At 64.1% G+C, this 25,748-nt stretch carries 27 protein-coding genes and 2 tRNA genes; 11 read left to right on the top strand and 18 right to left on the bottom strand.

The window, feature by feature from the left end; genetic code table 11:
* Positions 1–7 precede the first annotated feature (7 nt).
* Positions 8–1,375, bottom strand: a complete 1,368-nt coding sequence (locus MLD63_RS04465; protein WP_255328690.1) for a peptidoglycan-binding domain-containing protein — start codon at positions 1,373–1,375, stop codon at positions 8–10.
* Between the two features lie 111 nt (positions 1,376–1,486).
* Here MLD63_RS04465 and MLD63_RS04460 point away from each other — a divergent pair, with 111 nt between their 5' ends.
* Genes MLD63_RS04460 through glyS form a run of 3 tightly spaced genes read left to right on the top strand, consistent with a single transcriptional unit; the run spans position 1,487 to position 5,114 of the window.
* Entirely contained in the window at positions 1,487–2,425 is a 939-nt protein-coding gene (locus MLD63_RS04460; RefSeq protein ID WP_255328689.1) for a glycine--tRNA ligase subunit alpha, read from the top strand.
* The gene (locus MLD63_RS04455; RefSeq protein ID WP_255328688.1) at positions 2,422–2,898 is read left to right on the top strand and encodes a DUF6446 family protein; all 477 of its coding nucleotides are present in this window, start codon (positions 2,422–2,424) and stop codon (positions 2,896–2,898) included. The genes MLD63_RS04460 and MLD63_RS04455 overlap by 4 nt, the downstream gene beginning before the upstream one ends.
* Entirely contained in the window at positions 2,898–5,114 is a 2,217-nt protein-coding gene (gene glyS, locus MLD63_RS04450; protein ID WP_255328687.1) for a glycine--tRNA ligase subunit beta, read from the top strand. The genes MLD63_RS04455 and glyS overlap by 1 nt, the downstream gene beginning before the upstream one ends.
* Before the next feature lie 83 nt (positions 5,115–5,197).
* Here the strand turns inward: glyS and MLD63_RS04445 are convergent, their stop codons facing one another.
* The 9 genes from MLD63_RS04445 to MLD63_RS04405 form a co-directional block, all read right to left on the bottom strand.
* Positions 5,198–5,977, bottom strand: coding sequence for a succinate dehydrogenase iron-sulfur subunit (locus MLD63_RS04445; protein WP_255328686.1), 780 nt, complete (start codon positions 5,975–5,977; stop codon positions 5,198–5,200).
* A 12-nt stretch (positions 5,978–5,989) separates the two neighbouring features.
* Entirely contained in the window at positions 5,990–6,844 is an 855-nt protein-coding gene (locus MLD63_RS04440) for a hypothetical protein (protein ID WP_255328684.1), read from the bottom strand.
* A 5-nt stretch (positions 6,845–6,849) separates the two neighbouring features.
* The gene (locus MLD63_RS04435) at positions 6,850–7,164 is read right to left on the bottom strand and encodes a hypothetical protein (protein WP_255328683.1); all 315 of its coding nucleotides are present in this window, start codon (positions 7,162–7,164) and stop codon (positions 6,850–6,852) included.
* Complete coding sequence (locus MLD63_RS04430; protein WP_255328682.1) at positions 7,164–7,544, bottom strand: hypothetical protein; 381 nt, start codon at positions 7,542–7,544, stop codon at positions 7,164–7,166. Before MLD63_RS04430 ends, MLD63_RS04435 begins: the two co-directional genes overlap by 1 nt.
* Positions 7,544–9,346, bottom strand: a complete 1,803-nt coding sequence (gene sdhA, locus MLD63_RS04425; RefSeq protein WP_255328681.1) for a succinate dehydrogenase flavoprotein subunit — start codon at positions 9,344–9,346, stop codon at positions 7,544–7,546. The genes MLD63_RS04430 and sdhA overlap by 1 nt, the downstream gene beginning before the upstream one ends.
* A gap of 12 nt (positions 9,347–9,358) precedes the next feature.
* Positions 9,359–9,736, bottom strand: a complete 378-nt coding sequence (locus MLD63_RS04420; RefSeq protein WP_255328679.1) for a succinate dehydrogenase, hydrophobic membrane anchor protein — start codon at positions 9,734–9,736, stop codon at positions 9,359–9,361.
* Positions 9,737–9,751: 15 nt separating this feature from the next.
* A complete protein-coding gene (gene sdhC / locus MLD63_RS04415; RefSeq protein WP_255328678.1) occupies positions 9,752–10,141 on the bottom strand; it encodes a succinate dehydrogenase, cytochrome b556 subunit in 390 nt (129 codons plus the stop codon).
* A 242-nt stretch (positions 10,142–10,383) separates the two neighbouring features.
* Positions 10,384–10,459 (bottom strand) — tRNA-Val (locus MLD63_RS04410).
* 13 nt (positions 10,460–10,472) lie between these two features.
* Entirely contained in the window at positions 10,473–10,958 is a 486-nt protein-coding gene (locus MLD63_RS04405) for a type II toxin-antitoxin system RatA family toxin (protein ID WP_255328676.1), read from the bottom strand.
* 52 nt (positions 10,959–11,010) lie between these two features.
* Between MLD63_RS04405 and MLD63_RS04400 the strand changes: the two genes are divergently transcribed.
* Positions 11,011–11,196 carry a hypothetical protein gene (locus MLD63_RS04400; RefSeq protein WP_255328675.1) on the top strand — a complete coding sequence of 62 codons (186 nt, stop codon included), beginning with the start codon at positions 11,011–11,013 and terminating at the stop codon, positions 11,194–11,196.
* Positions 11,197–11,213: 17 nt separating this feature from the next.
* On the opposite strand, the gene ypfJ is transcribed toward MLD63_RS04400, so the two are convergent.
* Positions 11,214–12,059, bottom strand: coding sequence for a KPN_02809 family neutral zinc metallopeptidase (gene ypfJ, locus MLD63_RS04395; RefSeq protein WP_255328674.1), 846 nt, complete (start codon positions 12,057–12,059; stop codon positions 11,214–11,216).
* Between the two features lie 118 nt (positions 12,060–12,177).
* Here ypfJ and MLD63_RS04390 point away from each other — a divergent pair, with 118 nt between their 5' ends.
* Together MLD63_RS04390 and MLD63_RS04385 are read left to right on the top strand one after the other, a co-directional pair.
* Entirely contained in the window at positions 12,178–12,774 is a 597-nt protein-coding gene (locus tag MLD63_RS04390; RefSeq protein ID WP_255328673.1) for a DedA family protein, read from the top strand.
* Positions 12,775–12,802: 28 nt separating this feature from the next.
* A complete protein-coding gene (locus MLD63_RS04385; RefSeq protein ID WP_255328671.1) occupies positions 12,803–13,282 on the top strand; it encodes a disulfide bond formation protein B in 480 nt (159 codons plus the stop codon).
* On the opposite strand, the gene MLD63_RS04380 is transcribed toward MLD63_RS04385, so the two are convergent.
* Genes MLD63_RS04380 through gatC form a run of 4 tightly spaced genes read right to left on the bottom strand, consistent with a single transcriptional unit; the run spans position 13,279 to position 16,330 of the window.
* Positions 13,279–13,923, bottom strand: a complete 645-nt coding sequence (locus MLD63_RS04380; protein ID WP_255328670.1) for an N-acetylmuramoyl-L-alanine amidase — start codon at positions 13,921–13,923, stop codon at positions 13,279–13,281. The two genes, MLD63_RS04385 and MLD63_RS04380, sit on opposite strands and share 4 nt — an antisense overlap.
* A 19-nt stretch (positions 13,924–13,942) precedes the next feature.
* A complete protein-coding gene (locus tag MLD63_RS04375) occupies positions 13,943–14,530 on the bottom strand; it encodes a hypothetical protein (RefSeq protein WP_255328669.1) in 588 nt (195 codons plus the stop codon).
* 31 nt (positions 14,531–14,561) lie between these two features.
* Entirely contained in the window at positions 14,562–16,046 is a 1,485-nt protein-coding gene (gene gatA / locus MLD63_RS04370) for an Asp-tRNA(Asn)/Glu-tRNA(Gln) amidotransferase subunit GatA (protein WP_255328668.1), read from the bottom strand.
* A complete protein-coding gene (gatC, locus tag MLD63_RS04365; RefSeq protein WP_255328667.1) occupies positions 16,043–16,330 on the bottom strand; it encodes an Asp-tRNA(Asn)/Glu-tRNA(Gln) amidotransferase subunit GatC in 288 nt (95 codons plus the stop codon). Before gatC ends, gatA begins: the two co-directional genes overlap by 4 nt.
* Before the next feature lie 397 nt (positions 16,331–16,727).
* Between gatC and MLD63_RS04360 the strand changes: the two genes are divergently transcribed.
* The 4 genes from MLD63_RS04360 (at position 16,728) to MLD63_RS04345 (ending at position 19,313) form a co-directional block, all read left to right on the top strand.
* Positions 16,728–16,802, top strand: a tRNA-Glu gene (locus MLD63_RS04360).
* Between the two features lie 434 nt (positions 16,803–17,236).
* Positions 17,237–18,445 carry a GTP-binding protein gene (locus tag MLD63_RS04355; RefSeq protein ID WP_255328666.1) on the top strand — a complete coding sequence of 403 codons (1,209 nt, stop codon included), beginning with the start codon at positions 17,237–17,239 and terminating at the stop codon, positions 18,443–18,445.
* Positions 18,445–19,056, top strand: a complete 612-nt coding sequence (locus tag MLD63_RS04350; RefSeq protein ID WP_255328665.1) for a DUF1826 domain-containing protein — start codon at positions 18,445–18,447, stop codon at positions 19,054–19,056. Before MLD63_RS04355 ends, MLD63_RS04350 begins: the two co-directional genes overlap by 1 nt.
* A complete protein-coding gene (locus MLD63_RS04345) occupies positions 19,056–19,313 on the top strand; it encodes a DUF6525 family protein (RefSeq protein WP_255328664.1) in 258 nt (85 codons plus the stop codon). Before MLD63_RS04350 ends, MLD63_RS04345 begins: the two co-directional genes overlap by 1 nt.
* A 115-nt stretch (positions 19,314–19,428) precedes the next feature.
* On the opposite strand, the gene MLD63_RS04340 is transcribed toward MLD63_RS04345, so the two are convergent.
* Positions 19,429–20,883 carry an aldehyde dehydrogenase family protein gene (locus MLD63_RS04340; protein ID WP_255328663.1) on the bottom strand — a complete coding sequence of 485 codons (1,455 nt, stop codon included), beginning with the start codon at positions 20,881–20,883 and terminating at the stop codon, positions 19,429–19,431.
* A 173-nt stretch (positions 20,884–21,056) separates the two neighbouring features.
* Here MLD63_RS04340 and MLD63_RS04335 point away from each other — a divergent pair, with 173 nt between their 5' ends.
* The gene (locus MLD63_RS04335) at positions 21,057–22,124 is read left to right on the top strand and encodes a substrate-binding domain-containing protein (RefSeq protein ID WP_255328662.1); all 1,068 of its coding nucleotides are present in this window, start codon (positions 21,057–21,059) and stop codon (positions 22,122–22,124) included.
* Positions 22,125–22,174: 50 nt separating this feature from the next.
* Here MLD63_RS04335 and MLD63_RS04330 read toward each other — a convergent pair whose 3' ends face one another.
* Positions 22,175–24,475, bottom strand: coding sequence for an FdhF/YdeP family oxidoreductase (locus tag MLD63_RS04330; RefSeq protein WP_255328661.1), 2,301 nt, complete (start codon positions 24,473–24,475; stop codon positions 22,175–22,177).
* 74 nt (positions 24,476–24,549) lie between these two features.
* Complete coding sequence (locus MLD63_RS04325; protein ID WP_255328660.1) at positions 24,550–25,629, bottom strand: catalase family protein; 1,080 nt, start codon at positions 25,627–25,629, stop codon at positions 24,550–24,552.
* Positions 25,630–25,748: the final 119 nt, after the last annotated feature.

The following is a 25,748-nucleotide window of genomic DNA, read 5'->3' as shown; positions in this document are numbered from 1 at the left end:
GCGGCGATCAATCGCCGCTCTGTTCGCCTTCACCTGCGGGGATCATCGGCGCCACGCCGTCGCCATTCGTCGGCTGCATCGTCGCACCCGGATCGTTGCTTGCATCCGCCACCCGCGTCAGGCTGTCCGACAATTCCGCCGCGATCCGCGCCTGGTTTTCGGGGTCGGCCGCGGGCCAGATCAGGACATAACCCTCAGCCCGACCATCGCGCACCCAACCCTCGGCCTGGCCCAGATGATCGGCATTGGCACCTTTCAACAGGACTCGGCCCCGTTCGATCGTCCGCTCCGGCTGCGGGACCCAGCCAAGCGCCGTCACCAGCCCAGCCAGATCGAGCAATTCCTGCTGCCCGCCTGGCTGCGAGAACAGGATCAGCGCCGCGCCGGACCCATCTTTCGGCGCATAGATCGACAGCGACCGCTCGGTCCGATCGAATTGCAGCCGATCCATCGGCGCGATCACCTGCAGCCCCGTCTGCGGATCGCTCAGCGTGGTCAGCCCCATCTCGGTCCGCCAATCCGCGCGGCGCTGGATCAATGCGCGCATTGCCGTGCCCGGGTCGGGCGAGGCGCGCCCGGACGCCACTTCGGCTGCGATGGCGGCACGGGTCTTCGGTCCGCTCTGTCCGTCGATGGCGCCGTCGTAGCGACCCGCCCACCGCAACGCCCGCTGCAATTCGTCCAAGGGCGGAAGGTCCGCAGCGCTTTCAGGCGGCTCGGGCAGGTCCGGCGCGTCGCCCGCGACGACGGGCGCGCCCATTTCCGCGGTCGTGGCAACGAAGCTGTCCTTCGGCGCGACATCCGCCGCCTTGAACGCGGAAAGCCAGGCATTCGCAGCCGCCTCGCTCAGGGGTCCGACACCGACCGCAAACCAGCCGTTCGGCAATTGCCACAAGGCCGCGCCGGGAAAGGTCTCGCGCCATGTGGCAAGCGCCGCTTCGGCCTCTGTCCGATCCTCCAGCGCCTGCAACCGCAGGTGCCGGTCGGGCGCCGCCAATCCGGTGGGCTGCGTACCCATCAGGTCCATCGCCGGTGCGGGCACGCCGCCCGCGCTCGGCGCATCCGGCGCCGCCACCGTCCGCAAGGGCAGATCGCCGGACGGACGCGCCACGAAACTGTCTGCGGGAACCGCGCCTTCCGCGATCAGCCGCGCCAGCCGTGCCGCCGCCTGATCTTCGGCCATCGGACCAAGGGCGATCCCGGTCCAGCCACCGGGCAGCGCGAAGGTCACCACGTCATCGAAGCTTTGCCGCCAGCGCGCGGCCGCAGCCTCGGCCTCTGCAGCACTGCGCTTGGCCTCGATCCGGATCACCGCGTCCTGCGCCAGGGCCTGAAGCGGCAGCATTGCCGCCAAAACGATCGCTGCGATCCGCATCCGCCGCTCCACTGTCCGTCCACGCCAAGGGGCGCAATTGACCCTGCCCCGCCCCACGCCTAGAAGGCGCAGGCCAAGAATATCCACCGTCTTTCGCAAAAGGACGTGAAAATGACCAGCCCCGACACGGCAGACCGCCCTCGCAGCTTTCAGGAGGTGATCCTGCGGCTGCAATCCTACTGGGCGTCGCAGGGCTGCGCAGTGCTGCAGCCCTACGATATGGAAGTCGGCGCCGGCACGTTCCACCCGGCCACCACGCTGCGCAGCCTCGGCTCGCGACCCTGGGCGGCTGCCTACGTCCAGCCCTCGCGTCGCCCGACGGACGGGCGCTACGGTGAGAATCCGAACCGTCTTCAGCACTATTACCAGTATCAGGTCATCATCAAACCCAGCCCCCCGAACCTGCAGGATCTGTATCTCGGCAGCCTCCGCGCGATCGGGCTGGACCCGCTGATCCACGATGTCCGCTTCGTCGAGGATGACTGGGAATCCCCGACGCTCGGCGCCTGGGGTCTTGGCTGGGAAGTCTGGTGCGACGGGATGGAGGTCAGCCAGTTCACCTATTTCCAGCAGGTCGGCGGGCACGATTGCCGCCCTGTCTTGGGTGAGCTGACCTACGGGCTGGAGCGGCTGGCGATGTATGTGCTGGGCGTCGAGCATGTGATGGACATGCCTTTCAACGATCCCTCTGCGCCGATCCCGCTGAGCTACGGCGACATCTTTCGCCAGACCGAACAGGAATATTCGCGCTGGAACTTCGATCAGGCCGATACCGAGATGCTGTTCCAGCATTTCAAGGATGCCGAGGCTGAATGCGCCCGCGTCCTGGCGGCGCCCGAAGAGGACAGTGCGGGGCGCCGCATTCCGATGGCCCATCCCGCCTATGATCAGGCGATCAAGGCCAGCCATATCTTCAACCTGTTGGACGCGCGCGGGGTGATCTCCGTCACCGAGCGGCAGGCCTATATCGGCCGCGTCCGGGCGCTCGCGAAATCCTGCGCCGACCTGTTCCTGACCACCGACGCGGCAAAGGCAAGGGACGCGGCGTGAACTGGGGTCGCATCGCCGTCATCGCCATTGCAGCCTCCGCCATCATCGGTGGGGCGGGTCTCTACTACCTGCAGGTCTACGGTTTCTACAGCCGCATCGATCCCGAAGGGGTCGAGCTGACCGCCGCAATTGATGGCGATCAGATCCCTCTGCCCATCGCCAGTTTCGAGGGGATCGACGCCACTTCCTCGCCGTTGCGCTGGCGGGCGTGCGCGCATCTCGCGACGCCGGTGGATGAGACCACGCTGACGCCCTATCCCGACGCCACGCCGCTGAACGGGCCCGGTTGGTTCGACTGCTACGATGCCGGTCACATCACCGAGGATCTCGCCTCGGGCGCGGCCACGGCCTATCTCGGCACCTCCGAAATCCGGCCCGACGTTGACCGGGTGATCGCGATCTATCCCGACGGCCGCGCCTTTGGCTGGCACCAATACAACGACAAAGACCCCGAACGGGGGGTGATGGACTGATGCCCGACCTTTTGATCGAACTCTTCTCGGAAGAAATTCCGGCCCGGATGCAGTCCCGCGCACGCGAGGATCTGAAACGGCTGATGACCGATGGTCTGGTCGAAGCCGGATTGACCTATGCCAGCGCCGGCGCGTTTTCCACGCCCCGCCGTCTGGTTCTGGCCGTCGAAGGTCTGACAGCGCACAGCCCCACCACGCGCGAAGAGCGGAAGGGCCCGCGCACGGATGCCCCTGAAAAGGCGCTGGAGGGCTTCCTGCGCTCCACCGGGTTGACGAAGGATCAACTGGAAGCGCGCGACGACAAGAAGGGGCAGGTCTGGTTCGCCACGATCGAGAAGCCCGGCCGTCCTGCCGCGGACATCGTGGCAGAGGTTCTGGAACGGACGATCCGCGACTTCCCTTGGCCCAAGTCTATGCGATGGGGCGACGGTTCCCTTCGCTGGGTGCGGCCGCTGCATTCGATCCTCTGCATCCTCAGCGATGAGGCCGGCGCGACGATCGTGGCGCTGAATGTCGACGGCATCGCGGCTGGCGACACCACGCGCGGCCACCGCTTCATGGCGCCCGACGCGTTCGCCGTCACCGGCTTCGACGATTACGCCGCCAAGCTGCGCCGCGCGAGGGTGATGCTCGATGCATCCGAACGTGAAGGCGCGATCCGGCAGGAAGCCGAAAGTCTCGCCTTCGCGCGGGGATGGGAAATCGTGCCGGATGACGGTTTGCTCGGCGAAATCGCGGGTCTTGTCGAATGGCCGGTGCCGCTGATGGGCGTGATCGAGGCGCGTTTCCTCGATCTGCCGCCCGAAGTGCTGCAGACCTCGATGAAGGAACACCAGAAGTTTCTCTCGGCGCGCAACCCCAAGACCGGGCGGATCGAAGGCTTCATCACGGTGGCGAACATCGAAACCCCCGACGACGGCGAAACGATCCTTTCCGGCAACCAGCGCGTGCTGGCCGCCCGGCTGTCGGATGCAGCGTTCTTCTGGGAAAACGACTTGCGCGAGGCGAAGGCGGGAATGGAGGCCTGGGCCGAGGGTCTGAAATCCGTCACCTTCCACAACAAGCTCGGTTCGCAGGCCGACCGGATCGAACGCATCGCCGCACTGGCACGCGAGATAGCGCCGTTGGTCGGCGCCGATCCCGACCAAGCCGAACAGGCGTCGAAATTGGCGAAACTCGACCTGCAAAGCGCCATGGTCGGCGAATTTCCCGAACTGCAAGGCACGATGGGCCGCTATTACGCGAAGGCCGCCGGGCATCCCGATGCCGTGGCCGACGCCGCCCGAGACCACTACTCGCCGCTGGGGCCGTCCGACGCGGTGCCGACCGAACCGGTCAGCATCGCCGTCGCGCTGGCTGACAAGATCGACACCCTGACCGGGTTTTGGGCGATCGATGATAAGCCGACGGGATCGAAGGATCCGTTCGCGCTGCGCAGGGCGGCATTGGGCGTGATCCGACTGATGCTTGAAAACGATCTGCGCCTGTCTGTCGATCGACTGAACGATGCAGCAACGCTTCGCCATCAGGCCGGGAACTCACCGGACGCGCCCGGGCGGCTGGACGCGATCCTCTCATCGTCGGTCGCCGTTGGTATGTTCGGTGAGGAAACGCGCAAACTCGTGGCTGAGGCAGCGAGTGATGCGCCGGCCTGGCACTCATTGATCGACCAGCATGATCCGGCCATCAGCGACGATCTGCGCGGCTTTCTCCACGATCGCCTGAAGGTCCACCTGCGCGATCAAGGCATCCGACACGACGTCATCGACGCCGTTTTGGTCCAGCCGGGAAATTGCGATTTGAGATTGGTGGTCAACCGCGCCACCGCGCTGAACGCCATGCTGCAGACCGAGGACGGCAAGAACCTCACGCAAGGCCTCAAGCGCGCCGGCAACATCTTGGCGCAGGCCGAGGCGCAGGACGGCGTCGAATATTCATTTGGTGCCGATCCCAAATTCGCCGAAACCGACGTCGAACGCGCCCTGTTCGCAGCGCTCGACCAGGCCGAACCGCAGATCAAGGCAGCGACGAAGGCCGAGGATTTCCCCGCCGCCATGTCCGCCATTGCGGCGCTGCGCGGTCCCATCGACTCCTTCTTCGACGCGGTTCAGGTGAACGCAGACAATCAGATCCTGCGTCGCAACCGGCTCAACCTGCTGCATCGCATCCGCGAGGCGGGCCGCCAGATCGCCGATTTCACCAAGGTCGAGGGGTAAGGGACAGGCCAGACCCGCAGGTCCGGCCCCTCTTCTGTCCTGAAATATCCTCGGGGGGTCCGGGGGGCGAAGCGTCCCCGGCCTCACACGATGCGGTCGACCATCATGTGCTTGATCTCGGCGATGGCCTTCGCCGGGTTCAGGCCCTTCGGACAGGTGTTGGTGCAGTTCATGATCGTGTGGCAGCGATACAGCTTGAACGGGTCTTCCAGTTCGTCCAGCCGCTCACCCGTCGCCTCGTCGCGCGAATCGATGATCCAGCGATAGGCGGCCAGCAGCGCAGCTGGGCCCAGGAACTTGTCGGCATTCCACCAGTAGGATGGGCACGCCGTCGAACAGGACGCGCACAGGATGCATTCGTACAGGCCGTCGAGCTTCTTGCGATCCTCGATCGACTGCTTCCACTCTGTCCCCGGCTCGGGCGACTTGGTGATCAGGTAGGGATTGATCGAGGCGTGCTGCGCGTAGAAATGCGTCAGATCCGGCACCAGATCCTTGACCACCGGCATGTGCGGCATCGGGTAGATCGAGATGTCGCCCTCGATCTCGTCGATCCCGTAGATGCAGGCGAGGTGGTTTCCGCCGCCGATATTCATCGAACAGGACCCGCAGATCCCCTCGCGGCAGGACCGGCGGAAGGTCAGTGTCGGGTCGATCTCGTTCTTGATCTTGATCAGCGCGTCCAGGACCATCGGCCCGCAGGCGTCCAGATCGATCGTGTAGCTGTCGAGCCGCGGGTTCTCCCCCGTATCGGGATCCCAGCGATAGATTTTGAAGACCTTCGTGCGCTTCGCGTCTTTCGGCGCGGGCCAGGTCTTGCCGACCCGGATGCGGCTGTTCTGCGGAAGTCGAAATTCGACCATGGTTCTGTCCTTTCAGTGTCGCCCGGCGGCTTCGCCAGCCGCCGGCCGGTAGTCCGGATTGAAAAGCTGCGGCACCCGCGCCGCCAGTTCGGCGACCTTATATCGGGCATGAGGATTCATCGCCAAGCCGTTCAATCGTCGAATGAATTCGGTGGTCGCGTCCGGAAGCCTCTGCATGGAACGGCCGTCCAGCGGGTGTAGCGCCGCGATTTCGCCGGCGTTCAGTCCAAGATGCGCCAGCAGAAGCGCACCGGGATGCGCGGGGTCGATCTCGTCTTCCAGCCGCAGATGCGTGACGCGCCCCGGCGCCACAGCCTGGATACGCCGGATCAGGTTCTGCCAGCCCGGTAGCGTCGCGGTCTCTGCCTGAAACGCCTCCCAGGTACCCTTGTAGCCGTCTGTTCTGACCGCCTGCGCCCAGACCGATGGCTTCCACTGACCCATGCGCCGCGAATAGACCACATAATCGACGGTAAGACCGGAAAACCCCTCTTCCAGCATCCAAATGATGTCGGGAAGGCCGGGAAAAAGCCCCGTCTCGCCACCATTGCCCGGCATCGCCCCGGCAAGGTTCTCGTGGCTCAGCAGCACCGGCAGATCGCCGTCGGGCAGGTTCTCGCGAACGACCGCAATGGCCTCGGCAAGCGCAGCGCGGCTGGCATCGTCACGCGACAGGCTGAAGGCGACAGCAGCACGACCCAGGGGACGCAGCGGCCCACCCTCAACCGGCAGGCGAAGCACCAGTCGGTCGGCCAAGGCCGCCTCGTTCAGCGCCAGATGCCGCTGGATTGATGTCGAGCCGGTCTTCTGCACCCCAAGGTGGATGCAGATACGTCGTCCCGCCTGTCCCGAGGATCCTGTCGCCATACGGCTCAGCCGGCCCAGCCCGGCATGTCGTAAAGCGCCCGCGTCGGAACCTGACCGGACCGCCGCAGCACGCATTGCTGATAGACCACGGCCGGATCGCGGCCGCGGATATAGTCGGACGAGACGTCGATCTCCAGGCTGCCATAGGGGCGGACATTGCCGCCCCCAGCACCAACGCCGATCACCGCTGTGCTGCGCGGTGCCTTTGCCAGCCTGGCGTTGTCGAGGCATACGCGTTCGGCCTGATCGACCGGAATCGGGCCGCAGGCCGCAAGGCCTGCCGCCGCAATCACCGAGGCGATCAGGACCGGACGGATCATCACGCAGTCCGCGCCGCTGCCGCGATGCACTGCGTCGTGCCGGGACGCGTCACGATTGCCGCAACGCTGTCGCCCGCGCCCGCCACACCGGCACGCGACATCTGGGCGATGTCGATCAGTTCGGCGGTCGTCGCGTTGTTGATGACGCAGTCGGTATAGGGGGCGACGTTCACGCCGGGCAGACGACGCTGCATCTCGGTGTCGACGACGCTGCGTGCCAGTGCGCGGCTGGCCGCGTCCAGCACGGTCGGCGTCGCGGGAACCGGCGTCGCCGGCGTGGACGGCACCGGATTGACCGGGGTCGCGACCGGAGTGGCTACCACGCAGCCCGACAGGCCGAGCGCTGCGACGGTAAGAAGAACGGGGACGGAAATGCGCATCAGTATACCCTTGCTTTGGGAGCGATCTTTTTCATGTCGATGCCGCCCGCCTCGGCCGGGGTCAGCGGATCGAGATGAACGGGGCGATAGGCGAGTTTAACCGTGTTTCCCTCGACCCATGCAAGCGAATGCTTGCGCCATTCGGCGTCATCCCGCTCGGGATAATCCTCGTGTGCGTGGGCGCCCCGGCTCTCTTTGCGGGCCTCGGCGGCAACGATGGTGGCCAGCGCGTTGGGCATCAGGTTGGTCAGTTCCAGCGCCTCCATCAGATCCGTGTTCCAGATCAGACTGCGATCGGTGACGTGCAGATCGTCCAGCTTGGCTGCCACCTGCGCCATCTTCTCGACGCCTTCGGCCAATGTCTTGTCGGTGCGGAATACCGCGGCATCGGCCTGCATCGTGCGCTGCATCTCGTCGCGCAGAGCCGCAACGGGCGTGCCGCCATCGGCATTGCGGATCGCGTCGAACCGGGCAAGTGCAGCGTCCACCGCCGCCTGATTCGTCTGTGGAATCGAGGACTTGCGGTCGATAACTTCACCGGCGCGGATGGCAGCGGCGCGACCGAAGACCACCAGATCGATAAGGCTGTTCGACCCCAGCCGGTTCGCCCCGTGGACCGACGCGCAGCCAGCCTCGCCCACCGCCATAAGCCCGGGGAACAGCCGGTCGGGTTCATCCTCGGTCGGGGCCAGAACCTCGCCCCAGTAGTTCGTGGGGATGCCGCCCATGTTGTAATGGACCGTCGGCAAGACCGGGATCGGCTCACGCGTCAGGTCCACGCCCGCGAAGATCTTGGCGCTTTCGGAAATGCCCGGAAGGCGCTCGTGCAGCGTCTCGGGCGGCAGGTGCATCAGGTTCAGGAAGATGTGATCGCCTTCCGGGCCGACACCCCTGCCCTCGCGGATTTCCATCGTCATGCAGCGGCTTACCACATCGCGGCTGGCGAGGTCCTTGTAGGTCGGCGCATAGCGTTCCATGAACCGCTCGCCATCCGAGTTCGTCAGATAGCCACCCTCACCGCGAGCACCCTCGGTGATCAGACAGCCCGATCCGTAGATGCCGGTTGGATGAAACTGCACAAATTCCATGTCCTGCAGCGGCAGGCCGGCCCGCGCGACCATCCCCCCGCCATCGCCGGTGCAGGTATGGGCGCTGGTCGCGCTGAAATAGGCACGGCCATAGCCGCCCGTCGCCAACACCACCATCTTCGCGTTGAAGACGTGAATTTCGCCGTCATCCAGCTTCCACGTCACCACGCCGGTGCATTTGCCATCGGTGATGATCAGGTCCAGCGCGAAGTATTCGATGAAGAATTCCGCGTTATGCTTCAGCGACTGGCCATACAGCGTGTGCAGGATCGCGTGACCCGTTCGGTCGGCCGCCGCGCAGGTGCGCTGGACGGGGGGACCTTCGCCATACTCGGTCGTGTGGCCGCCGAACGGGCGCTGATAGATCTTGCCCTCTTCGGTGCGGCTGAACGGCACGCCGTAATGTTCCAGCTCATAGACCGCCTTCGGCGCCTCGCGCGCCAGGTATTCCATCGCGTCGGTGTCGCCCAGCCAGTCGCTGCCCTTCACCGTGTCGTACATGTGCCACTGCCAGCTATCCGGGCCCATGTTGCCCAGCGATGCCGCAATTCCGCCCTGCGCCGCGACGGTGTGCGAGCGCGTCGGAAACACCTTGGTGACGCAGGCCGTCCGCAGCCCCTGCTCGGCCATGCCCAGCGTCGCGCGCAGCCCCGCGCCCCCGGCGCCGACCACGACGACATCGTAATCATGGGTGTGGATCGTGTAATCTGCCATGCTTCGCTTGCCTCAGCCCGTGAATGCCATCTTCGCCAGCGCGAAGACCGCTGCCGCGATCACGCCCCAGCCAAAGATGACAGAGAAGATGATCGCTACTTTGCGTTCGGTATGATCGAGATAATCGTCGATCATGATCCGCGTACCCTTGATGTAGTGGATCATGCCCACGACGATGAACAATGCCGTGATCACGGCCGGATAGGGCCGTCCGAAATAGGCAATCACGCCTTCACGCGACAGGCCGATCGCCGAGCCGACGACATACATGAATGCGGGTGTCAGGATCGCCAGCGCAACGGCGCTGACGGTCATCTGCCAGTGGTGCAGCGTGCCGGTGCCGCTGGCACCCATGCCGCGCGCCGCCTTCATCGGAGTGATATAGCGCATCGCCTTGGCCTTTCCTCAGATGAAAAACGCGATCAACGTAAGCACGGTCATCACGCTGGATCCGATCAGGATGACCAGGCTTGCGGTCCGCGCCTGACCGATCTCCAGCAGCATGCCGGCGTCGTAGAACAGGTGCCTGACCCCAGCCATCGCATGATACCAAAGGGCCCACAGCGAACCGGCCATCACAAGAAACCCGAGCCATGACCGCAGCACCGCGTCGGCGCGGGCAAAAGCTTCCGGTCCACTGACCGCGGCAACCAGCCACCAGACCAGCAGCAGAATGCCCGCGACCAACGTCTGCCCCGTGATCCGGGTCAGGATCGAGGTCACGGCCGCCAGCGGCAGCCGATAGGTCGACAGGTGGGGAGACAGCGGGCGGTTACCGCGATTGACATCGGCCATGAGGCACCTCTGGTTCATGCACGCATTAGCGCGCGGGCTCATCGGTCGGTCCGCCGGGCGATTGGCTGGCCCGGTCGGGCTGGCGTGACTTCGGCTGTGTATTGGCCCGATTAGTGACAGGTGTCACGACCCGATGCCAGTCTCATGTCTGGAAATGCGGGTTTTCTGCAATCCGTGATCACGGAATTTTCGCCCGTGATCACAAACGCGCCGCATGCGGGACTGGAGGGCGTTGAAGAGGGTGGTGGGCGGTGAGGGGTTCGAACCCCCGACATCCTCGGTGTAAACGAGACGCTCTACCAGCTGAGCTAACCGCCCCACGCGACGTGTCTTAGCGCGACCCACCCGCGCCGTAAAGCGCGCGTGCGCGATCCTCGAAGGCGCGGATGATGCGCGCCATCGCCTCGCCGAAGACGGCCCCGATCAGCCGTCCCAAGATCGGATTGCGAAATTCGAAATCGACATCGAAGGCGACCTTGCAGCGCAACTCCTCATCCTCGGGGGGCAGGTCGGTGAATCGCCAAGTGCTGTGCAGATGCCGGAACGGGCCGTCGAGGTAGTCGGTCTCGATCCAAAGCGGCTGATCCTGAGGATAAAGCAGCACACGGCTGCCAAAACGCTCGCGGAACACCTTGAAGCTGATGACCAGATCTGCCTCGATCCGTTCGGCGCCCTCGCCCTCCAGCGCCTCGCGCGACCGGATGCGCGCAGCACTGTTCCACGGCAGGAATTCGGGGTAGCGTTCGACATCGGCAACCAGATCGAACATCTGGCGCGCGGTATAAGGGAGGATGCGGCTGTCCTGATGCTTGGGCAAGTTCGGTCCTTCAGGTCGACAGGCCGTCACTCATCGACGGCGGAGACAGGGCATGAACAACCTCATCTGGCTCTTGCGCGCAACCCGCTGGGTGCGACGTCCACCCTCTAAACGCCAGGTCATCACGCTGCTGGCCATTGTCGCGGCAGGGCTGGTCATCGCCGGGCTGGAACATGGCGGGCTGTGGCCGGACTGGGCGCAGATGGATCAGGGCCGCGCCCCTCGCATCCCGCGCTGATCCATGTCAGCCGAGTCCTAAAGCCCTGCCTCGCCGAACGTGTCGCACTGACCGACATCACCCGAGCGGAAACCGCGCATCAGCCATTCCTGCCGCTGATCGGCCGAACCGTGGGTGAAGCTGTCGGGCATGGGCGTCCGGCCCGCGTTTTCCTGCAGCACGTCATCACCCACCGCGCGGGCGGCGTTCTGGGCTTCGGCCAGATCGCCCTCTTCAATGGCGCCGAACTGCTGGCTGGCCTGCGTGGCCCAGACCCCTGCGAAGCAATCGGCCTGCAATTCGGTCAGCACCGACAGATAATTCGATTCCTCTTCCGAGGCGCCCTGACGCATCCGCGTCACCTCGGGTAGAACACCCAGCAGGTTCTGGACGTGGTGCCCGACTTCGTGGGCCACGACGTAGGCTGCGGCGAAATCGCCGCCCGCGCCCATCCGGTTCGCCATCACGTCGAAGAAATCGGTGTCGAGATACAGCTTCTGGTCATTCGGGCAGTAAAACGGCCCCATCGCGGCAGAGGCGCCGCCACAGGCCGATTGCACCGCGCCGCGGAACAGGACCAGCGTCGGATCGACATAGTCGGTGCCGGCCTGTTCAGGCAGGACGCGTGACCAGACCTCTTCGGTGTCGGCCAGCACGACGGACATGAACTCACCCCATTGCTGGTCCTCTTCGGACAACGGCTGTCCTTCGCGCGGCTGGCCGTCGTTGACCGCACCGACGATGGGCGAGATGTCCACGCCGAAGAAATAGCCGACCGCCAGAACCACCAGCATCCCGACGACGCCGATGCCGCCCGCACCCGCCGCACCCATCGAGCGACGATCCTCGACATTCCTGCTGCCCCGCCGTCCGCGCCATTCCATCCGAAGGTCTCCCCTGCATTGCGATGCCGCGCATTCGCGACGGCGTGAGCGGCAGCTTAGCGGGGTTGACGCCCCATGCAAGACGGGCGACAGCATCGCCAAAGCGGAAGGGTGTACGATGTTCGAATGGGTGGTAGCGCTGATCGACAGCTGGGGAATCCCCGGGGTCTTTGCGCTGATGTTGGGCGAAAACCTGTTCCCGCCCATCCCTTCCGAAGTCATCATGCCACTGGCCGGATTCCTGGCCGGACGCGGCAGCATGTCTATGCCGATGGTCATCATCGCGGGCACGCTCGGCTCGGTTCTGGGGACCGCCGCGTGGTACTGGATCGGCGCTACGGTGGGCGCTGATCGTCTGCGGCGCATTGCAGCGCGGCATGGACGCTGGCTGACCATGTCGCCCGCCGATATCGACAACGCGATCGCCTGGTTTCATCGTCACGGACCGGCCGCGATCTTCATCGGACGACTGATCCCTGCGATCCGCACGCTGATCTCGGTCCCTGCGGGACTGGCCGGGATGCCACTGGTGCCGTTCTTCCTCTACACCATCGCGGGCAGTGCGATCTGGACCTCGATCCTCGCCATCGCCGGTTTGATACTGGCCGAAAATTACGAGCGTGTGGCGCATGTCGTCGATCCGGTTTCGACGATGGTCGTCGTCGTGATCGTGGCCGTCTATCTCTATCGGGTGGTCACGTGGCGACCCCACTGATCCGTCCCCCACACCAAGGATCGGCGGCATGACCGAGCACGATCAGCGCATGATTGCCGTCTTCGCGGGCCTCGGCTCGCTTCTGCTTCTTGCAGCGGCGTTTGCCTTTCAGGCGGCAGGTTATGCACCGTGCGAATTGTGCATCCTGCAGCGCTGGCCACATGTCCTGGCCATCGTTGCCGGGATCGCGGTGTGGCGGCTTGGCGCGCGGCGCTGGCTGTTGTGGCTGGGCCTGCTGGGTGCAGCCGGCGCGGTGGCGATCGCCACCTATCATTCGGGTGTCGAATGGGGCTGGTGGCAGGGGCCGACGGCCTGTTCGGGCGGTGTCGGCAACCTGACGCAGCTCAGCACCGAGGATCTGATGAAGCAGCTTCAAGCCGCGCCCGTGGTGCGCTGCGATGAGCCCGCGTTGAAAATTCTCGGCGTGACAATGGCCAACATGAATGCCTTGGCATCAGCAGTTCTGGCGCTGATCTGGATCGCCGCGCTGCGCATGCGCCGCGCTTAATCCGTCCGGGCCGTCAACGCGGCCAATCCGGCCGCCAGCCTGCGATCCTCTGACGATTCCGGCCCGCTGGCCCAGGGACGATATCGCAGCCGGAACGCTGCCAGCCTGACTGCGGGATCGGCAGAGGGATACCCCGCGGCATCCAGGCTTTCGGTCAGCGGCCGGTCGTCCCCGCACACCGGCCAGATCGCCAGTCCCGCCCGCGCCAGCCGTTGCCAGTCAAAGCGCGGACCGGGATCGCATTTCCGTCCCGGTGCCATGTCGGAATGGCCGATCACCGCCTCCGGCCCTAACCCGTGCCGCCCCGCGATCTGGCCGACCAGCGCGACGACCGCGTCCATCTGCTCGACCGGAAACGGCGCATCGCCGGGATTGACGATCTCGATGCCAATGCTGCGGCTGTTCACGTCGTCCTGGCCCTGCCACGAGCCCGCACCCGCATGCCACGCACGCCGATCTTCGGGGACCAGCGCCTCTGTCTGGCCGTCCTCGTGCACCAGCCAATGCGCGCTGACTTCGGCCGCCGGATCGCAAAGGCGCGCCCGCGCCGAGGCACCGTCGGCCATCCCCGTATAGTGCAACACGATCAGCGCGATCCGCTGACCGCGCCGGTCCCCGTGATTGGGAGAGCCTTCGCTCATTCAGCTAAGTGTTGCGGGATCAAAGCGTCTCGACGCGCCAGCGCGCCGGGTCCCATCCGCAGACAAAACCGTCACCGTCAGGATCCATGCCGCGCGGATCGACATCCGGCCCGCCCGCGGCGAGAAACGCCATCTGCGCCCGATCGGCATCCGCGTAGCTGGCGCAGACCCGTGCCGCCGTCGCGGCCGATCCGCCCGCGCGTTGCCAGACCACGGTGCCGGGCGCGTGGTCGGCGGCATAGGCGTACCGGACCAGAACCGGCGTCGATCCGGCATAGGGCCCGCTTTGCACGACGGGCAATGGCGCGCCGGACGGCGTCGTCTGAACCGGCGCGGGTCGCGCTGCGCCGCCGCGATACTGCCGCGCGACGGTCTGCATCAATCTTGGTCCCGCGATCTCGGCCGCCGTTGGCGCCTCGACCGGCAGAGCGACAGGAACACGGCGCGGCGGCTCGTTGCCCGTCGTCAGCGCCACTTCACGCGCCTGCCGATAATTGTCGTATGGGCTGTCGCTGCCATAGCGATAATTGGGGTTCTGCCCGCCCTGGATGCCGCAGGCCGACAGCCCCGCCAGCGCCAGAAATCCCGCCGCGATCCGCATCACCATCCGCCGCTCCATGCCATGCCTGTGCCCGACGCTACCACCAGCGATCGGGCTTGGCCACAAATCCTGCTGCCCGCTCCAGAACAGAGGCCTGGTTCAGCAGCGCCCCTTCCTCGAACGGCCGCCCTATCATCTGCAACCCCAGCGGCAGCCCGTCGGCATCCTGTCCAACCGGCACCGCGATCCCCGGCAATCCAGCCAGGTTCAGCGTGACCGTGAACACGTCGTTGAGATACATCGCCACCGGATCGCCATCCTTGGCAGAGCCCAGCGGGAATGCCGCGGACGGCGTCGCAGGGGCCAGGATCGCATCGACCCCATCGGCAAAGGCCTGATCGAAATCGCGCTTGATCAGCGCCCGCACCTTGCGCGCGCGATTGTAATAGGCGTCGTAGAACCCCGCCGAGAGAACGTAGGTGCCGATCATCACGCGGCGCTGCACCTCGGGTCCAAACCCTTCGGCGCGGGTCTTTTCATACATGTCGACGATGCCATCGCCCTGCCCCAGCTTTGCACGGTGACCATAGCGGACCCCGTCATAGCGGGCGAGGTTCGACGACGCTTCCGCCGGAGCGATCACGTAATAGGCGGGCAGCGCGTATTTCGTGTGCGGCAGACTGATGTCCACGATCTCGGCGCCGGCATCGCGCAGCATCTCGGCGCCCTGCCGCCACAGGGCGTCGATATCGGCGGGCATCCCCTCCATCCGGTATTCGCGCGGGATGCCGATCTTCTGGCCACGGATGTCGCCCGTAATCGCGGCTTCGAAATCTGGAACCGGGATGTTGGCGCTGGTCGAATCCTTCTCGTCCACGCTGGCCATCGCACCCAGCATGATCGCCGCATCGCGCACGGATTTTGTCATCGGCCCGGCCTGATCGAGGCTGGAGGCATAGGCGATCACGCCCCAGCGGCTGACCCGGCCATAGGTCGGCTTCAGGCCCACGATCCCGGTCAGCGCGGCCGGCTGACGGATCGAGCCGCCGGTATCGGTCCCGGTCGCGGCCAGGCACAGATCGGCCGCCACTGCCGAGGCCGACCCCCCGGACGACCCGCCCGCTGTCAGCTTCGCACCATCGCGTCCCTGCCATGGATTGACCGCCGGGCCATAGGTGCTGGATTCGTTCGACGATCCCATCGCGAACTCGTCCATGTTCAGCTTGCCCAGCATCACCGCGCCCGCGTCCCACAGATTGTGCGTCACGGTCGATTCGTATTCGGGCCGGAAGCCCCTCAGGATGCCGCTCGCGGCTTGCGTCGGCACGCCACGCACGCAGAACAGGTCCTTGATCCCCAACGGAATGCCGGTCATCGCGGTCGCATCGCCCGACTTGATCCGCTGATCGGCAGCCTTGGCCATGTCGCGTGCCATATCCGGCGTGCCGTGGACGAATGCATTCAGCGCACCCGCATCCTCGATTGCCTGAAGACAGGCGTCGGTCAACTCGACGGAGGTCACGCCGCCTTGTTTCAGGGCGTCGCGCGCACCCTCGATCCCCAGCTTGTTCAGATCGCTCATTCCACCACCTTCGGCACAGCGAAGAAGCCCTCGCGCGCGTCGGGCGCATTCGAGAGGACCTTGTCCGCCATCTCACCCGTCGTCACGACGTCATCGCGCCGCTTCAGTCGCATCGGTGTCACGCCGGTCATCGGCTCGACACCCTCGACGTCGACCTCGTTCAGCTGCTCCATGAACTGCAGGATGCTCGACAGCTCCTGCGCCAGCGCCGGCAGCGCTTCGTCCTCGACACGGATTCGCGCCAGATGCGCAACCTTGCGGGCCTCGTTTTCGGTGATCGACATGAGCACTTCCCTTGTTCTGGCGCGGGTTTACAGGCGCCAGAACAAGGCCGCAAGGCGGCCGGGGTTGTGACTGGTCCTTGCCTGCCGGAACTGCAGCGTTGCCAGCGGTTGCTGCTCTCAGCCCAGGCGTTAGATGACGATCGGTGCCGGCACCGGCACGCGCTTCAGTGGACGCTGACGACTTCCGAAGCCAGAATTTCCAGTTCAGGCTGAGAAATTGCAAGCCTCCAGATGGTCAGGGTGGCGTCGGTCATTGGCGATCGCGCGCGCTGTCGATGCACGGTGCGACCCGCTTATGGAAAATGCCTGAACGGCCCAAAATTTCCGCTTGCACGCCCCCCCGCCTCTGTCTAAGAACCGCCCACGCCGCCGGGCACACCCGGTAGCCGCCAAGGCTGGCCCGTTCGTCTATCGGTTAGGACGCCAGGTTTTCAACCTGGAAAGAGGGGTTCGATTCCCCTACGGGCTGCCAGTTTTCCTTTAAACTCTCACCGCTCGATCTTGACGCGAGCGCTTTCTGTTTGGCGGTCAGAGCCGTCATTCGCGCGACGGCATTAAACTTGGCTGCAAAAGATTGTCGCGCGGGCGCCGACTTCTATCAACGTGGGGTCGCGCTGACGTGTGGGAGGAGGACAGTCCCAAATCTGTGACGATCAGCCTGACGAACCGAGCTCAAGTAACTGCCGCGTCAGCAATCGATCACCTTGGGTGTCAGATCGCTCCAGCCCCTCCGCCTCCAAATATCCTGAATGATACGGACTGCATTCTCTAAAGAAGCCGTGACCGCTCACTTTCAGAAGCCCCTTCTTCAACTTGATCGTTGATATGTTATACTGTAACTTCTGGCGACCTTCTGTTGGTCACATCATCTGAACCCTCGAGCCAGTACACACCGGAGCCTACCCCATGAAAGACACCCGCCTGCCCGTCACCGTCCTTTCAGGCTTTCTCGGCGCGGGGAAGACAACGCTTCTGAATCGCGTGCTGAACAATCGCGATGGGCGTCGTGTCGCGGTCATCGTCAACGACATGTCCGAGGTCAACATCGACGCCGATCTCGTCCGTGCCGAGACCGCATTGTCACGCACAGATGAAACGCTGGTCGAGATGTCGAACGGGTGCATCTGCTGCACCCTGCGCGATGATCTGCTGTCAGAGGTGCGGCGCCTCTGTGCAGAGAAACGCTTCGACTACCTCCTGATTGAGTCGACGGGGATATCCGAACCCCTTCCCGTCGCGGCAACCTTCGACTTCCGCGATGAGCACGGCGACAGCCTGTCCGATGTGGCCCGGCTCGACACGATGGTGACCGTCGTCGACGCGGTGAACCTGCTCCACGACTATTCCGGTCATGATTTCCTGAGCGAGCGTGGCGAGACGACCGGACAAGGCGACGACAGAACGCTGGTGGACCTGCTGGTTGAGCAGATCGAGTTCGCGGATGTGGTGGTGCTGAACAAGGTGTCGGATGCGGGTGCCGAGCGCACCGACGCCGCGCGCAAGATCATTCGCAGCCTGAACGCCGACGCGCGAGTGATAGAGACAGATCATTCGGACGTGCCGGCGAGCGCGATCCTAGACACCGGATTGTTCGACTTCGATCGCGCGCATGAACATCCGATGTGGGCCAAGGAGCTTTACGGCTTCGCCGATCACGTGCCGGAAACCGAGGAATACGGCGTCGCTTCCTTCGTCTATCGTGCGCGTCGTCCGTTTCAGCCGGAAAAGGTGATGGCCGTGCTGAACGGCGCCATGCCGGGCGTGATCCGGGCCAAGGGCCATTTCTGGATCGCGACCCGCCCGGACTGGGTCGCCGAATTCTCTCTGGCCGGGGCGCTGTCGTCTATCAGGCCGCTCGGGACCTGGTGGGCAGCGGTCCCGCGTGATCGCTGGCCCGATCACGACACGGCCCGCGCCTACATGGCAGCGCACTGGCTTGAGCCGTGGGGCGACCGGCGGCAGGAACTCGTCTTCATCGGCGCGGGGATCGACTGGCCGGATCTGAAGGAAAGGCTCGACGACTGCCGCGTCTCGGAAGAGATGGCCGAAGACCTCTCCCGGCTGTCCGACCTGCCCGATCCATTCCCGCAATGGCGCCGATCCGAGGCGGCATGATGACCGCCCTTCCCAACCTGATCACGACGACGCGCAGCGATGCGGATGCGCACGTGCTTCAATCGATCGGGCAGCCCGGCGTGTCGCTGGCGCTGTGGCAACGGCGGTTGCCCGGTCGTCTCATCAAGGCTCTCGACGCCCTGCCGAACGAGCGGCTGCCGCGTCTGCGGCAGAGGGTCAGGCTCGCCGATGTGGCTTCGGCAGTGAAGACGGCCTGCGACGTGGCGGGAACCGGTGCCGCGACAGCGGACCTTGTCGCGGATGTCGAGACGCTGGCACGACATGCGATCCTCGCCTTCGGATCGCCATTCCTCGAAGTCCGCCTCGATGCGACCGAAGGCCAGCCCTGCCCCAAATGGCACATCGACGCCGTGGCCGCGCGTTTGCTCTGCACCCTGCGTGGACCGGGCACCGAATACGGTCCGATCGGGACCAGCGGTCAGCCGCGATCGACCCACCGGATGGAGCGTGGAGACGTTGGCATCTTCCGTGGGGCCCTCTGGCCGGGGGGTGAGCTTGGCGCGATCGTCCACCGCTCGCCACCGGCCGCGGCGGGCGGACCGCGTCTGCTTGTCGTCATCGACCCGGCCCACGATTGCGTGTGCTGCTGATGGCCCGGGCATCAAACATTGGCGCGACCCGGCAGAAGGTTCGACCCCGCACCCGCGATGCGATGCACGGCTTTGACGCGTTGCCGCCGCCCTTGCGCCGCTGGTTGGCCGAGGCAGCGCTGCCTTGGTCGCCGAGTTCATGCCGCCGCATCTGGCAGGACGCCCGCGCGAAAGGTGAGCCGATTGACGCGGTGCTAGCGAGACTCTCCCGGGCTCAGGACGCGTGTCTCGCGCGCGAGAGCAATGACGTGCGGTAAAACGAGACGTCAGACATTCTCAGTGGCTGATTTACCCGGAAGGGTCGGCGCGAGCCACCGCCTGACGCGGCGGTGGCTCGTCCGGAGCGGAGAACGACGGTCCCGTCAGCCGAATTCACGCACCATGCGCGATCCAGACCGACTTGGGTTCGGTGAAGTTCTCCAGCGCGACCTCGCCGTGCTCGCGGCCGAGACCAGAATCCCGGGTGCCGCCCCACGGAAGCCGCACATCGGTCGGTCCGAACGTGTTGGCCCAGACCGTGCCTGCTTTCAGATCACGCACGAAGCGATGCATCCGCCGCATGTCATTCGTCCATATCCCTGCGGCGAGACTGAATTGCGTACCGTTGGCGATGGACAGCGCCTCGTCCTCGTCGTCGAAGCCGATCACCGAGGCGACGGGGCCAAAAATCTCTTCTTGCGAGATGCGCATCTGCGGATCGACGTCGTCGAAGATGGTCGGAGCGATGGTGTATCCGCGCGTTGCGGTCCGGACTCCGCCGCTGACCAGACGAGCGCCCTCGTCCTTGCCGATCCTGATATAGTCCAGAATCCGCTCCATCTGCTTGTCGGACACGACAGGTCCCATCTGGGTGCCGCTGTCGGACGGATCGCCGACGCGGATCTTTTCGGCGCGAGCCACCAGCCGTTCGACCACTTCATCTCGGACCGAGTTGTGAACGAGGATCCGAGATCCGGCCGAACAGACCTGGCCGCTGTTGAAGAAAATCCCTGATGCGGCAGCCTTGGCCGCAGCGTCGAGATCCGCGTCAGGGAAGATGATGTTGGCCGACTTGCCGCCCAGTTCGAGCGTGACGCGCTTGAGATTGCCCGCGGATCCCCGCAGGATCTGGCGCCCTACGCCGGGAGAACCGGTAAACGTCACCTTGTCCACATCCGGGTGATCCACCAAGGCCTGTCCGGCGACGGTGCCGAAGCCCGGAACGACATTGAGCACGCCGGCGGGGATACCGGCCTCGAGCGCAAGCTCGCCGAACTTCAGTGCGGTCAGGGGGGTCAGCTCGGCGGGTTTCAGAATCACGGCACAGCCGCAAGCCAGCGCCGGAGCGATCTTCCACATCCCGATCATCATGGGGAAGTTCCATGGCACGATCGCGGCGACCACGCCGACGGGTTCTCGCACCGTATAGGTCAGCGCGTCCGGTCGAGCGGGAATGACCTGTCCGTTGATCTTGTCGGCGAAGCCCGCGTAGTAGGTCAGCGTATCCAAGACCGCTGGAAAGTCCTGACGACGGATGGTCGAAATCGGCTTGCCGGTGTCGAGGCTTTCAAGCTCGATCAGCTGTTCCTGGTCACGTCGGATGAGGTCGGCAAAGCGCAGCAGCAATTGACCGCGCTGAGCGGCACGCATCGTACCCCATTCGGCGCGCAACGCTTCGCGCGCTGATTTGACCGCGTCATCCACATCATCGATGCCCGCTTCCGCAACCAGACCGAGAGACTGTTCCGTAAAGGGATTGATCGTCTCGAAGGTCCGACCAGATCGCGCTGGCACGCGTTCGCCGTGGATGATCAGGTCCGCGCAGGCGCTTGAAAAGTCATAGGGCATCATATCCTCCAATTATGAACTATCGTTCATATCCCGGTACTGATCACGCTGTAGCGCGACTGTGTTTAGGAGAGATAGGGGCAGAACTGCTTGCATCAAATATGATTTTATCTGCATAATTCGTCTATAACGATAACCCCAATTATGAACACTGGTTCATAAGGAGGCGCCAAATGCAGATCGAGATTGTGCCAGTTTGGAGGTTCCGAAAGTCCGATGCGGCGCCACCGATGACCGTCATGCTGGACTTCCTCAACGAGATCCGCGCAACCGGGAAGATCACGCGCGCGGCCGAACAGGCCGGCATCTCCTACCGCCATGCCTGGAACCTGATCGAGAAATGGTCGGACTTTTTCGAAGCACCGTTGGTCGAGCGGCAACGCGGCAAAGGCACAAGCCTCACGCCGTTTGGCGAGCGGCTCGTCTGGGCCGGTCAGCGCCTGCAAGCCCGTCTGATGCCGCAGCTGGCCAATCTGATCCATGAGCTGGAGGCGGAACTGGTCGAGTTCCTGCCAAAGGCCACGACCGAAATCCGCGCCCACGCCAGCCACGGTTTCGCGGTCGAAGAATTGCAGCGCATCCTCGATCGCCAGGGCGATATGGTGTTCGATCTGCGCTACGTGAGCAACGAAACCTCTCTCGCGGCCCTGAAAAGGGGTGATTGCGATCTTGCCGGGATGCACCTGCCACAGGGGCCCCTGCGAAAGGAGGCAGTCGATATGACACGCGCTCTTCTGGGCGACGAAAACTATAGCGTTATCAACTTCGTTACGCGTGAGATGGGGCTGATGGTGCAAAGGGGCAATCCGCTTCGCATCAAAAGCGTTGCTGACCTGAAGTCACCGGGGCTGCGTTTTGTCGCGCGGGACCCAGCCTCCGGCACGGCTCAACTGTTGCAGCAGATCCTTGCGCAGTCAGATATGAGAGCGGAAGACATCGGCGGTGGACGCCAGACCACCTTCGAATTCACCCATGCCGCCGTGGCAGCCTATGTCGCCAGCGGAATGGCCGACGCGAGTTTTGGCGTAGAGGCGGCTGCGCGGAAGTTCGGCTTGGAGTTTCTTCCGCTATTGACCGAAGACTACGTCTTCGTTTGCCGGGACACCCTTTTGAAGACCGACGCAATGGCCCGGGTTACCGAAGCCATGCAAAGCTCGGAGTTCAAGAAGGCCGTCGACGGCCTTCCGGGTTATCACGCCGACAGCCCTGGAATTTCTCAACCCGCCTCTAGCGTTTTCTGACGGTGAAAAGCTGCTTCAGCTTCAAAACTGTCCAGTGAACTTCGCACGGTCTACGCCCCTTTCGGCACAATCCTCACCGGTGACCCCTTGTATGCTGGCGTCTGAGACTTGGTTTCGTGATAGCTCAACGGGATCAACGGGTTCAGCTCAGGATAGTAGCCCGCGACACAGCCGTTCGGCAGATCGTAGGCGGTCACCGCCAGACCTGCGACCTCCCGAGTGACCCCATCGTCAACGGCGCTGACAAGCGTGACCCGTTCACCCTCTTCCAGACCAAGCCGAGCCATCTCGTCACGATTGACAAGCAAAATCTCGCGGCTTCCTTCAAGCCCCCTGAGGCGGTCAGAGAAGCCGTAAATCGTGGTGTTGAACTGGTCGTTCGAACGGAGCGTGACGAGTGTCATCGTCTCATCCACCGGCTCTTCTCCAAGCGCCGTCAACGTGTCGGGCGTCGTGAACCGCGCCTTGCCGGTCTCGGTCTGCCACTGGCGCTCACGGGCGGCATTCCCACGATAGAAACCGCCGGGTGTCGGCATGCGAGCGGTGAAATCATGAAACTCGTCCGGATAGGTCGCGGCGATCAAGTCGCGAACAAGATCGTAGTTTCGCGTCCACGCGTCCCAGTGCAGCTTCGGACTGGATGGCAGCGTCGCCGCCGCCATGCCTGCGACGATGGCAAGCTCGGATCGGCAGCGTTCCGATGGCGGCTTGGCCGACCCGATCGAGGCGTGAATGTGCGACATGGAATCCTCGATCGTCACGACCTGCGGCTGACCGTCCTGCTCGTCCCGATCGGTCCGACCGAGGCAGGGCAGAATGTAGGCGACCTGTCCCGGGACCAACTGCGAGCGGTTAAGCTTCGTGGCGACATGAACCGTCAGGCGAAGCGACGGCCATGCTGCTTCCATACGCCGCGAATCCGGCAATGCGCGCACAAGATTGCCGCCGAGTTGCACCATAGCCTTGACCCGCCCTGCAAGCATTGCTTCGCAGGCATGGACCGCGTTCAGCCCGTCCTGTTGCGGCGGATCGATGTCGAAAAGGTCGCGCAGCTTGTCCAGCGGCACACTCGCCGTGCGCTCGGCGATGCCCACCGTCCGCTGGCCCTGCACGTTGGAATGACCTCGCACCGGCGAGATCCCTGCCCCTGATCGGCCGATATTGCCGCGCAGCATCAGGAAATTGACCAGCATCCCGAGATTGAGCCAGCCGCCGACATGCTGGGTCAGCCCCATGCCATAGATGCCGATCACGTTTTTGGCCTGCATGTAGATATCGGCCGCGCGCGAAAGCATGGCGTGCGTCAATCCCGACTGCCGCTCGATGTCCGACCAGTCCATCGAGCGGATCGCCGCCTCCATCGCGTCAAACCCTTCGGTGTGCTCGCCGATGAAGCCGCGATCGATGATATCGCCAACCTCGTCATCGCGATCGAAAATGCAGCGCATCATCCCCGCCAGCGCCGCCACATCCCCACCCGGTCGAACCTGCAGATACTCCTCGGATATTTTCGTCGGTTTGCCGACTGTCATCTGAATGGGGTTTTGGGGATCGACGAATTCGACCAGCCCGCGCTCTCGCACCGGATTGAAAGTGACGATCCGGCAGCCGCGTTCGACAGCCCGCTTCAGCGGATGCAGAAACCGGGGTGAGTTCGTGCCGGTATTCTGGCCGAAGAAGAAGATCGCATCGCAGGTCTCGAAATCGTCAAGCGTGCAGGTGCCGACAGGCACGCCGATCAGCCGCTGAAGATTGACCGATGTCGTCTCGTGGCACATGTTCGACGATTGCGGCAGGTTGTTGTGACCGTAGGCTCTGGCGAACAGCGCATAGAGGTAGGATGCCTCCAGCCCCGCATGTCCGGACGAATAGAAGACCGCCTCCTCCGGATCGATGGCTCTCAATTCGCGACCGATTTCCGCAAAAGCCTCGTCCCATGAAACCGGAACGTAGCGGTCGGCCTCGCTGTCATAGCGCAGCGGATCCGTCAGGCGCCCGGACAGTTCGAGGTCGTGATCGCTCCACTCGCGAAGTTCAGTGACGCTATGCTTCGCGAAGAAGGACGCGTCGGCCCGCGCTCGCGTCAACTCCCACAGCGTTGCCTTGGCGCCATTCTCGCAGAATTCCGCGGCATGGGGTTTGGCCGGCTTTGCCCAAGCGCAGGACGGACACATGACACCCCCCGGCTTGTTCTGCCCTGCCAGAATGCGAAGGGCCACGGGACTGACAGATTCTTCCCCCAGAATACGCGCGATACCCTTCAACGATCCCCAACCACCGGAAGCGCCTTCGGCATGAGGAGTATCTGGATCGGCGCTTGTTGCACTGTGGTTCAAGTCATCGTCGGACATGCATTCATCCTTTTTGCTCGACCACATCGACAAAGGGGCCGGACTCCTCGCATCAAAATTGGGTCAGCACGCCCCTACGCGCCCGGCTCGTGGTAAGGGCAGTTGTTCAGGCTCGATCGCAAATCGGCGCTGGCGCGATAGGTTTGCTTGCGGGCACGATTGACGTTGCCCAAAGGTCGGTGCGCCTCGAGCCCGGTCCAGGGGCTGAATCGGCGGTGCATGTTGACGGTCTCGACCCGGCTATCCAGCCAGCTGTCCTGCGACGCGGCCCGCACGACGCCCACGCGCTGAAACGGTGAAACGTCCTCCGGCCATTCAGCCGACGCATCCTCGATCGGTTGCTTGTCGACATCACGCAGAAGCTGGACGCAGAACTCCCATTCGGCATCGCCTCTGAACATCTCGGCCCGGACATCCTCGCGCACGGCATTGGGCCGATCGCTTGCATCAATCGTCTCGCCCGTCAGATCCCGCATCCAAGGCGCGATCGGACGCAGCGAGAACTTCGCAACATAATCGCCGTAGCGAAACGGCACTGCAGAATTGTAGGTCTCGCCCATGGGCTCGACATTGGGCATCCCACCCATCAGCGCCAAGGCATCGATCTGGCCAACACCGACCTTGTCGAGCGCGGCATTCACGACCTTGAACATTCCGGCAGCGATCTTCTTGAGCCACTCGACCCGGTCGGTCGTCTTCGCAAGCAGCGACAGATTCTTGCTGAAGCTCTCGGCGTCCGGCGCAGCGAAGGCCGGCGCATTGATCATGATGAAATCCTGGGTCGTGCCCTCGGAATCCGGAAGACGCTGACCCTCGACGTCCATCACCTTCATCGCCAACCCACGCGGCAGGGCGATCGAGTCGTCCAGCATATCCCCGGCATTCGTCGACATGCGCAAGATCAATGGATAGGTGCCGGATTTGGAGAAGAGGCCCTGCGAGAGTTCGGGGGGCAGACCCTCATCGATTGTCAGCGAACCCTCCAGAATACCGTGAGACTTGGCGTGAACCGACCGAAGCGCGAATTCGCAATCCTCGGCCGTGGTCTCGGTGATCTCGCGAAACGACTGGTTCAGGTCGGATACGACCTGCCGCTCATCATCGCTGATTGTTTCGAGCGAAGGATCGAATGGAATTGGGCTTGGAAATGCCATGGGTCTTTTTGCCTAGGGATACTGTTCAGAAGGATCTTCAGGATGCCGGATGCCAGAAAGCGCGTTGCGGTCCGACAGCGAAGCCAGACGACATGTCCGACAAGCTATGAACGCCCGTC

Origin of the sequence: Paracoccus albicereus (genome assembly GCF_024359525.1) — a bacterium.
GTDB classification, from domain to species: domain Bacteria; phylum Pseudomonadota; class Alphaproteobacteria; order Rhodobacterales; family Rhodobacteraceae; genus Paracoccus; species Paracoccus albicereus.
The sequence above is the reverse complement of the archived record's forward strand: the minus strand, read 5'-3'. Positions and strand labels throughout refer to the sequence as shown.